Below are 13,043 nucleotides of genomic sequence, written 5' to 3' on the forward strand. Positions count from 1 at the left end.
GGCCGAGACGTTCCGGTGGCCGTGCGGCCACGCTCCACGTCGCCGGTAGACTGGCGACCACTATGCAGAGCGTCGCCGAGTCCCTCGCGCGCCTGCGCGATACGGCCGAATCCCCCGCCGTCTCGCGCCTCGCGAAGGCGTTCGCAGAAGCCGGCTACGAACTCTCACTCGTCGGTGGACCCGTGCGCGATGCGCTCCTCGGACGGGCGGTGCACGACCTCGACTTCACGACGGATGCGCGGCCCGAACGCACGATCGAGATCGTGAAGCCGCTCGCGGATGCCTGGTGGGACATCGGCCGCCAGTTCGGCACGATCGGAGCCCGGCTCGGCGACGACACCGTCGAGATCACGACGTATCGGGCCGACAGCTACGACGGATCCACGCGCAAGCCCGAAGTCGAGTTCGGGGACAGCCTCGAGGGCGATCTCATCCGACGCGACTTCACGGTGAACGCGCTCGCGCTGCGCGTTCCGGATGTCGTGCTCGTCGATCCGGCGGGCGGTGTCGACGACCTCATCGCGCAGGTGCTCCGCACGCCGATCACACCCGAGATCTCCTTCGGAGACGACCCGCTGCGCATGCTGCGGGCGGCACGCTTCGCGTCCCAGCTCGGGTTCGCCGTCAGCGACGATACCGTCGCGGCCATGACCGCCATGGCGGACCGCATCGAGATCATCAGTGCCGAGCGCATCCGCGACGAGCTCGTGAAGCTGCTCGCCAGCGACGATCCGCGGCCGGGGCTCGAGTTGCTGGTCGAAACCGGACTGGCCGAGCGGATCCTGCCGGAGCTGCCTGCGTTGCGCCTGGAGATCGACGAGCACCACCACCACAAGGACGTCTACCGGCACACCCTCACCGTGCTGGACCAGGCGATCGGATACGAGCGGGAGCGGCATCCGGGCGAAGCTCCCGATGTGGTGCTGCGCCTCGCAGCACTGTTGCACGACATCGGCAAGCCGGCGACCAGGCGACTCGAGGCCGGGGGTGCCGTCAGCTTTCACCACCACGACGTGGTCGGGGCCAAGCTTGCCCGCAAGCGTCTGCGCGCGCTGCGCTTCGACAACGACACGGTGGATGCCGTCGCCCGCCTGATCGAGCTGCACCTGCGCTTCTTCGGTTACGCCGACGGCGCGTGGACCGACTCCGCCGTTCGCCGCTACGTGCGGGATGCCGGCTCCCAGCTCGAACGCCTACACGAGTTGACCCGCGCCGACGTCACGACCCGCAACCGCCGCAAGGCCGATCGTCTGGGCTTCGCCTACGACGACCTCGAAGACCGCATCGCGCAGCTCGAGGAGCAGGAGGAGCTGGCGGCCGTACGTCCGGACCTCGACGGCACCGCCGTCATGCAGATTTTGGGCTTGAATCCGGGACCCGAGGTCGGCAAGGCCATGAAGTTCCTGCTCGACCTGCGGCTGGACGAGGGTCCGCTGCCGCACGACGAGGTCGAGCGTCGGCTCCGTGAGTGGTGGGCAGCGCAGTAACCGATGTAGTTGGTTACTCGACGACTCGGACGCCGAACGTCGTGACGATCGGCTCACGCTGGCCGCCCGAGTGGACGACCTCGGCGCCGTCGACGGTGAGCTGCGTGGCGTGCGCACGGAGCGCATCCGTGATCGCGTCCAGACGATCGGTGGCGTCCACGACGTAGGCGCCCGGCGAATCCGGAGCGACGAGCTCGGCGAACGGCACGTCCTCCCGGCGGCTGGCCGCGAGTGCGGCCGCACGGATGGCGCGGTGATCCGGATGGCCGTATCCGCCCTGGTCGTCGTAGCTGACGACGAGATCCGGATGCAGGTGGCGGATGACCGCCGCGACGTCCGCGACGAGCTCGGACGCGGGCGCCAGGGTGAGAGCCGCAGCCGGTGCGTCGTCGACGGGACCGGCGAGCGTCGGGGTGACCCAGCGCATCCCGGAGTCGCTGTACTGCCGTGGTTGCCGTCCGTCGCCGCGCGCGGGAGGCTCCCCCAAGAAGAAGGCATCGGCGATGCCCAGTGACCGAACGGCACGCTCGAGCTCGCTCAGACGGATGCGCGTGAGCACCTCGGGATCGTCGCCGGTCGTCTCCCGCAGCGCGGGAACGACCTCTCCGCGCTCGCCGCGCGTCGCAGTCAGCAACGCGACCCGGATTCCGCGCGCCACGAGCCAGAGGATCAGGCCGCCCGACGAGAGCGTCTCGTCGTCGGGATGGGCGTGCACGACAAGCACGGACCGCACGCCCGCGAACGGATTCACGCGCAGTTCCGCCACGACTCGTGCGCGGCGCGGCCCAGCAGGTCGCGGTACACGTCGATCGTCTCGTGCACTGTGCGGTCCCAGGTGCGCTCGTGCGCGAAGCGGATGCCTGCTGCCGACAGTGAGTTCCACAGCGTCTCGTCGTCGAGCAGCTCCGTGAGCCGTGCAGCCCACTCCTGCGGATCCCTGGTCGGGAGCAGCGCGGCGGCGCGCTGGCTCACCGCTTCGAGCAGACCGCCGGATGCCGACGCCAGCACGGGCACGCCGCTCGCCTCCGCCTCCAACGCGACGAGTCCATACGTCTCGGAGTGCGACGGCACGAGTACGGCGGATGCGTGTGCGAACAGTTCGGCGAGATCCTCACGCGAGAGCGGACCCACGAATCGCACGCGCTCGGCGACGCCGAGCTCGTTCGCGATGCTGTGGAGTTCGTCGACGTGGGACTCGTATCCGTCGGTAGGGCCGCCGGCGATGACGAGATCCGGACGACGGTCGGACGGGATGGCAGCGATCGTGCGGATCGCGAGGTCGAGGCCCTTCAGCGGCTCGATGCGAGCAGCGGTGACGACGTAGGGACGCGGATCGACGGTGCGGGGCGCGCGATGGAAGAGAGTGGCATCCACTCCGGGAAGCACGACGTGAATGTGCTCCGGAGCGGCGCCCAGCCTCCCCGCGATCGTGTGCTCCTCGGCGTGGCTGACGGCGATGATCGCGTCGGACTCCCTCGCGAGCCATTCCTCGCCGGAGAGCCGTCCTGCCGACTCCGGCCGCTCCCCCTCGCTCAGTGCCGTCGACGGGTGCGCCGCGATGCTGTGGAAGCTCTGCACGTGCGGCACGCGACGGTCACGCGCGAACGGGAGCCCGGCCATGCCCGCGAGCCAGTGATGCGAGTGCACGATGTCGATGTCGCCGACGGCATCCAGTCCCCGACGGAACGCTGCGACGAACGCCTCCTGCTCGCCCTTCGGTCGCAGCCTGGCCGGGCCTGCGTCGACGAGACGCAGCACCACTCCCGACGGCCGCGTGCTGACGGCGGGGAGGTCAGGCGTGAAGCGCCGCGTGATCACCTCGACGTGATGCCCCTCGGATGCCATGCGTTCGGCCGTCGCCCGCACGAGCACGTTCATGCCGCCGACGTCGCCGGACCCTGGCGCGGCGAAGGGCGACGTGTGCAGCGCGACGACCGCGATGCTCAGAGTCGTGTGGGTCATTCATCCAGCCTAGAGAGGCGCCCACGGTCGCAGCGTCCTTCCTCCTCCGCCCCTCTCCTCCGCCCCCTCTCCTCCGCCCCCTTCCCTTCCGGACCGCGACTTACCGTCTGCTCCACGACTGCCGTCGAGGACGTAAGTCGCGCCGCAGACGGTAAGTCGCGGCGGATTGGCCGATCCGGAGCGGGTCCGGTACGATGTACAGGTTGTCTGCCCGACCGGGCACCCGTTCGCGGGGCAGGCACGATGCACAACCCTCCTGCTGCAGAAATACTGCAGCCGTTCTAGTCCAGAGGAGGTGGGTTAGTCATGCATCAGTACGAGTTGATGGTCATCCTCGATCCGGAGATCGATGAGCGCACCGTTGCTCCCAGCCTTGACAAGTTCCTCAACGTCATCCGCACGGATGGTGGAACGATCGACAAGGTCGACATCTGGGGCAAGCGCCGCCTGGCGTACGAGATCAACAAGAAGTCCGAGGGCATCTACGCCGTTGTCGACTTCACCGCTGAGTCCGCATCCACGCAGGAGCTCGACCGCCAGCTGAACCTTTCCGAGGCAGTCATGCGCACCAAGGTGCTGCGTGCCGAGGAAGCCATCGCCCAGGTCGCCGCCGCTGCGAAGCGTGCCGACGAGAAGGCGGCCCGCAAGGCCGACAAGGCAGGCGCCTAGTCCGATGGCAGGCGAGACCATCATCACCGTGGTGGGCAACCTCACCGCCGACCCGGAGCTGCGTTACACGCAGAACGGGCTGGCCGTTGCCAACTTCACCATCGCATCCACTCCGCGCACCTTCGACCGTGCGGCCAACGAGTGGAAGGATGGCGAGGCTCTGTTCCTGCGCGCGAGCGTCTGGCGTGATTTCGCCGAGCACGTGGCGGGATCACTGACCAAGGGTTCCAGGGTCATCGCAACCGGGCGGCTCAAGCAGCGCTCGTACGAGACGAAGGAAGGCGAGCGACGCACGTCGATCGAGCTCGAGATCGATGAGATCGGGCCGTCGCTGCGTTACGCCACCGCGTCCGTCACGCGTGCTCAGTCGTCGGGAGGTGGCGGCCGCGTCGGTGGGGCGCCGTCCAACGACGACCAGTGGGCGCCGTCCACCGGGTCCGACTCGAGCTCCGACGTGTGGAACACGCCGGGCAACTTCAACGACGAGACCCCTTTTTAACAGGCATTCCGCGGATGCCTGAAGCCAGGCATCCGCATCATTCGAAGGAAAAACCATGGCTGGAAAGTCGAGCGGCGACCGCCGCAAGCCGATCCGCAAGGGTAAGGACGGAAAGAACGCCGCTCCGGCGAAGACCGTCCGCGTCGGCGTCATCGATTACAAGGACGTCGCCACCCTGCGCAAGTTCATCTCCGAGCGCGGCAAGATCCGTGCCCGTCGTATCACCGGTGTCTCCGTGCAGGAGCAGCGCCTCATCGCGAAGGCCGTCAAGAACGCCCGCGAGATGGCTCTGCTGCCGTACGCCGGCTCTGGCCGTTAGGAGTCACCCCCATGTCGAAACTCATTCTGACGCACGAGGTCTCCGGCCTCGGTTCGGCCGGTGACGTCGTCGAGGTCAAGAACGGCTACGCCCGCAACTTCCTCATCCCGCAGGGCTTCGCGATCGCGTGGACCCGCGGTGGCGAGAAGCAGGTCGAGCAGATCCGTTCGGCGCGCGCCGCTCGCGAGCACGCGACCATCGAAGAGGCCCAGGACCTCAAGGCGAAGCTGCAGGCCACGAAGGTGAAGCTCACCGTCAAGGCCGGCGCCGAGGGCCGTCTGTTCGGTTCGGTGAAGCCGGCCGACATCGCCGCCGCCGTCGAGGCCGCCGGTATCGGCGCCGTCGACAAGCGCAAGATCGAGATCGCCGCGCCGATCAAGTCGGTCGGAACGCACGAGGCGACCATCAAGCTGCGCGACGACATCAACGCAACGATCACCCTTCAGGTGGTCGCCGCGAAGTAGGCGCCGCTCTTCTCACGAAACGGGCCGCACCCCTCCTCGGGTGCGGCCCGTTTCGTGTGCTCGCGCCGCCCCAGTGAGATCGACGTCGCCTTGCCAGCACGGAAACATCCGATGTCCGGACGGTTTCACGTGCATCCGGATGACCTCCGTCGGCGCCGCTCAGGCAGCGTGTCCGATGTCGCATGTAGCGATCCGTTGCATGCCGTCAGGAACATGGGACGAGCGGATGCCACACCCGTCGCCGCCGCTCTTCTGAGCACTCTGCGACACCGGTTGGCAACCTGTCGCGAACTAACACCTCGTCTGACTTTCCGCAAGCTTTGTCCACATGTCGGGAGTGTCGTGACGTGCGCTTGCCACAGGCCTCCGACGAGTTTTTACACACAGGACCGGGATAACTATTTCCCTGATCAGAGTTCATAAACGCGGTGAACTTAGTTAGTTATCCCCAGAGTTCCTCACACCTTGTTCACACAGCCGTCGGCGTTTCGCGCAGATTGTCCACAAAGTTATCCACAGGCTGAGTTGTGCTGTGGGGAGAGCCTTCCCTAGGGTTGGGCAGCGTTGCAGGCGGTGGGGTGCCGAGTGCGAATCGAAGGTCTTTGTCGGGGGTGGCTGAGACCGTTGTAGAGCACTGCCCGAGGACACCGCTGACGCGTCGTGCCCGCAAGGAACGCGATGCGGGGAGCGGTGGATCCGCCCCGAGCGCGAAATCGAAGACGTAGGGCCGGTCGAGTCCGGCACCGGGGAAGACAGGAGGTCTGGGTGTCGATCGCTCACCTGGGTCTGGCAGATGGCCGGCCCGCACCCGAAGGCCGATCGGCGGAGCGCACCCCTCCGCATGACCTCCTCGCCGAGCAGAGTGCGCTCGGCGGAATGCTGCTCAGCAAGGATGCCGTTGCCGACGTCGTCGAGACCGTGCGCGGCGGCGACTTCTACATCCCGAAGCACGAGGTCGTCTTCGAGGCGATCCTGTCGCTCTACTCGCGCGGTGAGCCCACCGATGTGATCGCCGTCACCGACGAGCTGAGCAAGACCGGCGACCTCAGCCGCGCCGGCGGACCCGAATACCTGCACTCCCTCACCAGCCTCGTGCCGACCGCGGCGAACGCCGGCTACTACGCCGAGATCGTCGCCGAGCGAGCGCTGCTGCGCCGCCTCGTCGAGGCGGGCACCCGCATCACGCAGATGGGATACAACGGCGAGGGCGAAGTGCTCGACCTCGTCAACGAAGCCCAGGCCGAGATCTACTCGGTGACCGGTCATCAGGAAACTGAGGACTACATCCCTCTGACGGATGCCGTCACCGCCGCCATCGACGAGATCGAGGCAGCGAAGCACAAAGACGGCAGCATGACGGGCGTGCCGACCGGATTCGCCGACCTCGACGAGCTCACCAACGGACTGCATCCGGGACAGATGGTGATCGTCGCCGCGCGACCCGCACTCGGCAAGTCGACGCTTGCGCTGGACTTCGCGAGGGCGGCCGCCATCCATCACGACCTGCCGACCATCTTCTTCTCACTCGAGATGGGGCGCAGCGAGATCGCCATGCGTTTGCTGTCGGCAGAGGCATCCGTTCCGCTGCAGAACATGCGCAAGGGCACGGTGGACCAGCGCGACTGGACCACCATCGCTTCGACCAGAGGGCGCATCAACGACGCACCTCTGTACATCGACGACAGCCCGAACATGACGCTCGTCGAGATCCGCGCCAAATGTCGCCGCCTCAAGCAGCGCGTCGGCCTCCGGATGGTCGTCATCGACTACCTGCAGCTGATGACGAGCGGCAAGCGCGTCGAGAGCCGCCAGCAGGAGGTCAGCGAGTTCTCGCGTGCGCTCAAGCTGCTCGCGAAGGAACTTCAGGTCCCCGTCGTCGCGCTCTCCCAGCTGAACCGTGGACCCGAGCAGCGTGCCGACAAGCTGCCGGCGCTCAGCGACCTGCGCGAGTCGGGATCGATCGAGCAGGACGCCGACGTCGTCATCCTGCTGCACCGCGAAAGCGCATACGAGAAGGACAACCCGCGCGCCGGCGAGGCCGACCTCATCGTGGCCAAGCACCGCAACGGGCCGACGCGGACGGTGACCGTCGCGTTCCAGGGGCACTTCTCGCGATTCGCGGACATGGCGGCGATGTAGGACGGCTGGTTATAGCTTCCGCGCGAAGATGCCCAATTCCGCGACACTTGTCCACCAAATGCCCTATGGGACAAGTAACACGGAATGCGGCCGTCTCGGTAGAAGGAAGGACGGTCTTCATCGTCGAGACTGGCACCGACTCGCCCACGCCGGTACCGGCGGCTGAGGCTCCGAACCGGCCCGCTGGGGACCGCGGGCGCACCACCCATCAAGCCGGAGCTCCGAGCAACCCGGGCCTGGCCGGGTTCGCCGGCGCGCGTCTGAAGAGGATCATCGGCATCGGGCGCTCCAGTAGCGTGGGCCGCATGGCCGAAGGCCGTGGGTTAGCCGGAAGTGGCCTTCCTCGTGCCCTCGGCAAGGCTCGCCAGTGGCGGGTTGGGTGTCTTCCTCACGTGCGATCGCGCGGACGCTCCGCCTTTCAGCGTCCGAAAGGCGGCCGAGCAGCACCAGGGGCGGCAGCGTAGCGTTCGATCATGAATACGCAAATTCCGCCCATTGATACCGACGTGGGACTGCTAGGCCTGCGATCGGTGCTGGTCAGCTCCCTGCCTGCAGCTCTCCTGACCGATGCAGCACCCGACCGATATACGGTCGAAGCAGTCTTCACCCGACGACCAGAGCCGCAAGAGGTCGCGGAGATTCTCGGGAACGAGACGCGCACCTTTTTGACGGACAGAGGCCATTCGACCATCGAATTGAGGATCTCCGATCGCCGTTTGGAGATCGCGAACACGAGCCTGGAGGAGCTTCGCGATGGCCTGGCAGGCATTCTCGAGGAACTGCTCGCCGAAATCTCCATTCGAGTGAAGTCGCAACGCGTGATGGCCGCCGCGCGGTCGCAGCTTGCAGCCGAGCTCGAGCAGGAACGAGCATTGGCAGTGGTCCGGCTTGCGGAGTCCGTGGTGTTCTCTCTCCCTTCGGACCGCACGGCGCGGGCCGAGGCCGACGAAGACCAGTCCACTTCATGGGAGGAAGAGGGAGGCGCAGCCGGACGTAGTCAGGTCGCCTGATCCTCTGCAGGTCGTTGCTCAAGCGAAATACGATGCGGGCGCCATCGCATGACGGCGCCCACGGCTCACGAACACTCGGGCCGGACCGCATTCGCCGGGGGCATCGAAGCTCTGATCGTTCGACGTGGAATCCGGTCGAACCACCGCGGAGGTGACTCGTGAGTCTTGCTTTCGTCTCCCTGACACCCGCCCAGACGTTGGGTATTCCGGTCGCGCTGGTGGGATCGATCTTCCTCGCGGTAGGGGCCGAGTTCCAACAACATGGCGTGACCAAGGTCGGTGACGCCCAGACCGGCACCGAACGTTCCGGTCTGGGCTGGAGGCAACTCGCCGCTCTCGCGCGGCGTCCGTCTTGGCTGCTGGGCACGCTCATGCTCGGGCTCGCGATCGTGTTCCAGCTCTTCGCCCTCTACTTGGCGCCGCTGACGGTCGTGCAACCGCTCGGCGCGATCGCGCTCGTCGTGACGGCCCTGATCACCGCCCGGCTGACCAGAACGAGGCTCCGGCCGCCGACGATCCGCGCGATTCTGTACTGCGTGGGCGGGGTCGGTCTCTTCGTCGCCGTTGCCGCACTGACCACCACGACCATTCCCATCACCGACGTTCAGCTCCTGATCGTGGTGATCATCCTCGCCGCAATACTCCTGGTGTTCGGTATCGCCTTCGTGCTGTTGAGCACCAGGTTCACCAGGATCTTCTACGTGGTCGGTGCCGGCGTGCTCTTCGGTTTCGTGGCCACGCTCGCCAAGGTGTTGATCACCCGCATCCAGACGATCATCCACAACGGCTTCCACGTGAACCCGGCCGACTGGCTGACCGTGGTCTGCCTGCTCGGGCTGGCGGCTGCCGGCATCCTCGGTTCCTACTTCGTGCAGACGGCGTACTCTGCCGGATCACCGGAGCTCGTGATCGCGGGGCTTACCGTCATCGACCCGCTCGTGGGCGTGAGCATCGGTATCATCGTGCTTGGCGAAGCCGCCACTGCACCGATCTGGGCCGACGTCGTGTTCGTCGTCACCGGCGCGATCGCCGTCTACGGCGTGATCCAACTCTCCCGGCACCAGCCGCACGCCGCTGCCACCGCGAGTACGGAATCGGCGGGGAAAGCCACCCGAGAGTGATCAGGGCTGCACGCCTGCATCCGATGACAGCGTGTCGGCGGTAGCCTCTTCGATCTCCCAGAACAACGGCTCCGGTGCATCCTTCTGCAACTGTGCACGGATGGCCGACTCGGCCACCTGGGATGCGTACGCGATCACGGCCCATTTTCCCGGCACCAGGATCTTTCCGGCCCGTTTCCGAAGTCCCCTCGCGGAGATGCGTTCGCTCTCGGTGACCCGGTCGGCCACGGCGCCCAGCGTGCCGTCGACGGATTCCCCGAGAAGTGGAGCCGCCAGGAGGGAGCCGAGGATCTGCGCGAACGATGCGGCATCCCGATCGCTCTCCGAGGCGATCGAGTCGTGCGGCGCGGTTGTCACGTCGAGATGCCCGTCCTTCGCGACGAAGATCCAGATCAGGCCGGTGAGGTTGAGCAGGGCGACGGTGTGCATCCTCTGAAAGTCGGCGAAGACGCGGTGCGATGTGTCTTCGTCGTCGAACGTGCAACTGATCAGAACCGAGGTCGCCATGAGCCGCCACCTTTACGAGCAGGAATCGGGCGCGCCCGCGCCCGGACCTTCCGACTCTCCCCCCACGTCCCCGCCGAATCAAGGGGTTGTCTTCGTGACACGCACGGCGACTGACGGTTCCACCCGATGCGGCTGTCCCAGAAAAGGCCCCAGCCTAGGCAACCCGGGTGCGTGGTGTGGGAATCCGCCACCTTCCGGGGAATCCGTGCTCGGAACCACCGCCAAGTGGCGCGGAGTCCGCGGCGATCTCCGCCATCTCGGCGTGGAAGCTGCAGGCAACTGTGGGTTCCGAGTCGAAATGTCGGATTCCGCGGCAAGTGTCGGTGAGATGCGGATCCGGCATCTGTCTCGGAATCCACCGTTGGCCTGACACACCCGGGGCAAAAGACGAACGCAATGTCATCCGTCGCCGCCGGATGCCAGGCTGCTGACGATGCGCTCACGCATCGTCAGCAGATCCCCGATCTGCGTGTCGACAACACCGAGACGCTGCAGCAGGGTTGCACGTGCAGCAGGGCATGTCGGCACTATTGCGCCGCTGCCGAGGCACGAGACGAGTTCGCGAATCTGCGAGACGGTCAGGCCCAACAGCAACAGGGCGCGAATCGCTTGCACGCGGCCCACCTGCTGCTCGTCGAAGTCCCGGTACTCGTTGCTGTCTCGAGTGGTTGAGACCAGACCGGCGTTCGCGTAGTGGCGCACCATGCGCACAGACACGCCGCTGCGTTCCGCCACCTCACCGATCAGCATGTTCGCTCGCGCTCCTCACGGGGTTGACCTTGACACCAGTGTCAAGTCGTACCGTTGCGTTCGCTATTCCAACTCGCCCGAGGAGAGACTCGTGACCATCGATATCCATGCGCACGTCACCGATGACCTGGACGCGCGGTTGACCGCGGACCTGCATGCCGGAATCGACCTGACCGTCTTGCTCTCAACCCGCGTGCACCCGGAACGTGCCCACACCGTGGAAGAAGTGCAAACCGAGTTCCGCAGCCTGCAGAACGTCATCGCCGGCGAGGCTGTCGACCCGAATGAGTTCGCCGCGCCGGCGATGGAACTGCGCACGGCGCTCGACGCGCATCCCGGACGCGTGCTCGGCATGGCGGCGGCCCCCTTGACGCTGGAGAGCCAGACCCTTGTCGAATTCGTGGACGAGCAGTTGCGGCACCCGTCGATGGTCGGCATCGGTGAGCTGACGTGCGCCCCGGATGCCGCGCAGACGGTAGAGCCCGTCGTCCAGCTCGCCGACGACCACGGTGGACTACCGGTGCTCGTGCACGGATTCGCGCCCAATACCGACGGCGACCTCCGCTCGTATGCTGCGGTCGCCAGTCGCCATCCACGCGTTCCCGTCATCATCGGCGCCTTCGGCGGTCTCAATGCGATGCTTGCGGTGCAGTTGGCCGCCGACGTGAGCAACGTGTACCTCGACATATCGAGCGCACTGCAGATCTTCGTTCTCCAGGCGGCGGGAAACGAGATCCCGTCCAAGCTTCTCTTCGGCTCGAACACACCGTACGGTCTGCCGGCCGCCTCTCTGGCAACGGTTCAGGCCGCCATCACGGATCGCGGCATCGTGACGGCGGTCCTGCACGACAACGCAGCAGGTCTCTTGTGCCCGTGATCACATCGATCTCCAGGCGCACTGCAATGCCGCTCAATGCTCCGCCGATGGAGGAACTCGCCATCTTCGGTGGAATCCGGGCTAGGGATCACCGCCATCTTCCGTGAAATCACCGACGATCTCCGCCACCTTCGCTCGGGACCGACAACCAACCAGGATCTCCGCGAGAGTGGCGTTGCTGCTGTCATCGCGGCAGCCGCCGCCAAGCGCCGCGGAGTCCCCGGCCTCTGCCGGCAGGTCGACGAGGAACCTACGGTCGGCTCGCTGATGCGGCTCCCGGTCGCCTATTCCTGGAATGTGCTGCGGTAGGTGGTCGGCGAGGTGCCGACGATGCTGCCGAAGTGCCGGCGGAGGTTCGTGTCGGATCCGAGGCCGGTCGCCTCTGCGATCTGCGTCACGGTGAGATCGGTGCGTTCCAGGAGTTCTCGGGCGTGGTCGATGCGCGCCCGAAGGATCCATTGCATGGGCGTGATGCCCGTGTCTGCCGTGAATCGCCGCGAGAACGTGCGGGCCGAGACATTGGCGTGTCTGGCGAGGGTGGTGAGGGTGAGCTCGTCGCGGAGGTGTTCGAGCGCCCAGGCTCGGGTGTTCGCGAAGGCGTCGCCGAGTGGTTCGGGGATGCTGCGGGGCACGTACTGCGCCTGCCCGCCCGTCCGATAAGGCGCGCTCACGAGACGACGGGCGACATGGTTCGCGAGCGCGACACCGTGGTCTCGGCGGATGAGGTGGAGGCAGAGGTCGATGCCGCTGGCCGCACCGGCGCTGGTGAGCACCTGACCGGCATCCACGAAGAGCACGTTCTCGTCGACGTCGATCTCGGGATACCGGTCCTGCATGACGTGCGTGTAGTGCCAGTGCGTTGTGGCTCGTCTGCCGTCCAGGAGCCCTGCGGCCGCCAGGGTGAATGCTCCGGTCGAGATGGCGGCGATCCTCGTTCCCCGGGTGTAGGCGGCGCGCAGCGCCTCGATCACCTCGGGTGACGTGCTGGTGTCGGCGGGGTTTCGATAGCCGGGGACCAGGATCGTGTCGGCCCAGGTGAGTGTCTCGAGGCCGTGACTGACGGCGTATGCCAGCCCGTTCCATCCTTCGACCGTTCCAGGGCGTTCACCGCAGACACGCACCTCATAGGGCATGCTCGGTCGTTTGGCGAAGACGTGGGCCGCTATTCCGACATCGAGCGCCTTCGCACCATCGAGAACGAGCACACCGACTCGGTGGTCGTTTGTGGTGGTCATCTTC

At 66.4% G+C, this 13,043-nt stretch carries 14 protein-coding genes; 9 read left to right on the plus strand and 5 right to left on the minus strand.

All coding sequences use genetic code 11. The features are described 5' to 3' along the window. Window positions 1–62: 62 nt before the first annotated feature. On the plus strand, window positions 63–1,487 hold the full coding sequence (locus ACX9R5_RS03010; protein WP_459407521.1) for a CCA tRNA nucleotidyltransferase: 1,425 nt from the start codon (window positions 63–65) through the stop codon (window positions 1,485–1,487). A 13-nt stretch (window positions 1,488–1,500) separates the two neighbouring features. On the opposite strand, the gene ACX9R5_RS03015 is transcribed toward ACX9R5_RS03010, so the two are convergent. Further along, window positions 1,501–2,253 carry a PIG-L family deacetylase gene (locus ACX9R5_RS03015; protein ID WP_459407522.1) on the minus strand — a complete coding sequence of 251 codons (753 nt, stop codon included), beginning with the start codon at window positions 2,251–2,253 and terminating at the stop codon, window positions 1,501–1,503. Further along, on the minus strand, window positions 2,235–3,449 hold the full coding sequence (locus tag ACX9R5_RS03020; RefSeq protein ID WP_459407523.1) for a glycosyltransferase: 1,215 nt from the start codon (window positions 3,447–3,449) through the stop codon (window positions 2,235–2,237). The genes ACX9R5_RS03015 and ACX9R5_RS03020 overlap by 19 nt, the downstream gene beginning before the upstream one ends. Before the next feature lie 306 nt (window positions 3,450–3,755). Here ACX9R5_RS03020 and rpsF point away from each other — a divergent pair, with 306 nt between their 5' ends. The 7 genes from rpsF to ACX9R5_RS03055 all read left to right on the plus strand — a co-directional run bounded on the left by rpsF (window position 3,756) and on the right by ACX9R5_RS03055 (window position 9,670). Continuing rightward, the gene (gene rpsF, locus ACX9R5_RS03025) at window positions 3,756–4,118 is read left to right on the plus strand and encodes a 30S ribosomal protein S6 (RefSeq protein WP_170025589.1); all 363 of its coding nucleotides are present in this window, start codon (window positions 3,756–3,758) and stop codon (window positions 4,116–4,118) included. Window positions 4,119–4,122: 4 nt separating this feature from the next. Beyond that, window positions 4,123–4,617, plus strand: coding sequence for a single-stranded DNA-binding protein (locus ACX9R5_RS03030; RefSeq protein WP_459407524.1), 495 nt, complete (start codon window positions 4,123–4,125; stop codon window positions 4,615–4,617). A 55-nt stretch (window positions 4,618–4,672) separates the two neighbouring features. After that, window positions 4,673–4,936 carry a 30S ribosomal protein S18 gene (gene rpsR / locus ACX9R5_RS03035; RefSeq protein ID WP_170025587.1) on the plus strand — a complete coding sequence of 88 codons (264 nt, stop codon included), beginning with the start codon at window positions 4,673–4,675 and terminating at the stop codon, window positions 4,934–4,936. A gap of 11 nt (window positions 4,937–4,947) precedes the next feature. Then, a complete protein-coding gene (gene rplI / locus ACX9R5_RS03040) occupies window positions 4,948–5,400 on the plus strand; it encodes a 50S ribosomal protein L9 (RefSeq protein WP_459407525.1) in 453 nt (150 codons plus the stop codon). Window positions 5,401–6,165: 765 nt separating this feature from the next. Beyond that, window positions 6,166–7,539: a replicative DNA helicase gene (gene dnaB / locus ACX9R5_RS03045; protein ID WP_459407526.1), complete on the plus strand. Its 1,374-nt coding sequence runs from the start codon at window positions 6,166–6,168 to the stop codon at window positions 7,537–7,539. 473 nt (window positions 7,540–8,012) lie between these two features. Next, window positions 8,013–8,549, plus strand: a complete 537-nt coding sequence (locus ACX9R5_RS03050; RefSeq protein ID WP_459407527.1) for a hypothetical protein — start codon at window positions 8,013–8,015, stop codon at window positions 8,547–8,549. A gap of 158 nt (window positions 8,550–8,707) precedes the next feature. Continuing rightward, window positions 8,708–9,670, plus strand: coding sequence for a DMT family transporter (locus tag ACX9R5_RS03055; protein ID WP_459407528.1), 963 nt, complete (start codon window positions 8,708–8,710; stop codon window positions 9,668–9,670). Here ACX9R5_RS03055 and ACX9R5_RS03060 read toward each other — a convergent pair whose 3' ends face one another. Further along, window positions 9,671–10,177, minus strand: coding sequence for a hypothetical protein (locus ACX9R5_RS03060; protein WP_459407529.1), 507 nt, complete (start codon window positions 10,175–10,177; stop codon window positions 9,671–9,673). Between the two features lie 399 nt (window positions 10,178–10,576). Further along, on the minus strand, window positions 10,577–10,927 hold the full coding sequence (locus tag ACX9R5_RS03065) for a MerR family transcriptional regulator (RefSeq protein ID WP_459407530.1): 351 nt from the start codon (window positions 10,925–10,927) through the stop codon (window positions 10,577–10,579). Between the two features lie 91 nt (window positions 10,928–11,018). On the opposite strand from ACX9R5_RS03065, the gene ACX9R5_RS03070 reads away from it, so the two are divergent. After that, entirely contained in the window at window positions 11,019–11,804 is a 786-nt protein-coding gene (locus tag ACX9R5_RS03070; protein ID WP_459407531.1) for an amidohydrolase family protein, read from the plus strand. A gap of 284 nt (window positions 11,805–12,088) precedes the next feature. On the opposite strand, the gene ACX9R5_RS03075 is transcribed toward ACX9R5_RS03070, so the two are convergent. Next, window positions 12,089–13,039: a GlxA family transcriptional regulator gene (locus tag ACX9R5_RS03075; protein WP_459407532.1), complete on the minus strand. Its 951-nt coding sequence runs from the start codon at window positions 13,037–13,039 to the stop codon at window positions 12,089–12,091. Window positions 13,040–13,043: the final 4 nt, after the last annotated feature.

It is taken from the genome of Rathayibacter sp. CAU 1779 (assembly GCF_054551755.1).

Coding starts and splice junctions, on each gene's coding strand:
- ACX9R5_RS03010 (WP_459407521.1), top strand. CDS start 63: ATGCAGAGCGTCGCCGAGTCCCTCGCGCGCCTGCGCGATACGGCCGAA.
- ACX9R5_RS03020 (WP_459407523.1), bottom strand. CDS start 3,449: ATGACCCACACGACTCTGAGCATCGCGGTCGTCGCGCTGCACACGTCG.
- rpsF (WP_170025589.1), top strand. CDS start 3,756: ATGCATCAGTACGAGTTGATGGTCATCCTCGATCCGGAGATCGATGAG.
- ACX9R5_RS03030 (WP_459407524.1), top strand. CDS start 4,123: ATGGCAGGCGAGACCATCATCACCGTGGTGGGCAACCTCACCGCCGAC.
- rpsR (WP_170025587.1), top strand. CDS start 4,673: ATGGCTGGAAAGTCGAGCGGCGACCGCCGCAAGCCGATCCGCAAGGGT.
- rplI (WP_459407525.1), top strand. CDS start 4,948: ATGTCGAAACTCATTCTGACGCACGAGGTCTCCGGCCTCGGTTCGGCC.
- ACX9R5_RS03050 (WP_459407527.1), top strand. CDS start 8,013: ATGAATACGCAAATTCCGCCCATTGATACCGACGTGGGACTGCTAGGC.
- ACX9R5_RS03060 (WP_459407529.1), bottom strand. CDS start 10,177: ATGGCGACCTCGGTTCTGATCAGTTGCACGTTCGACGACGAAGACACA.
- ACX9R5_RS03065 (WP_459407530.1), bottom strand. CDS start 10,927: ATGCTGATCGGTGAGGTGGCGGAACGCAGCGGCGTGTCTGTGCGCATG.
- ACX9R5_RS03075 (WP_459407532.1), bottom strand. CDS start 13,039: ATGACCACCACAAACGACCACCGAGTCGGTGTGCTCGTTCTCGATGGT.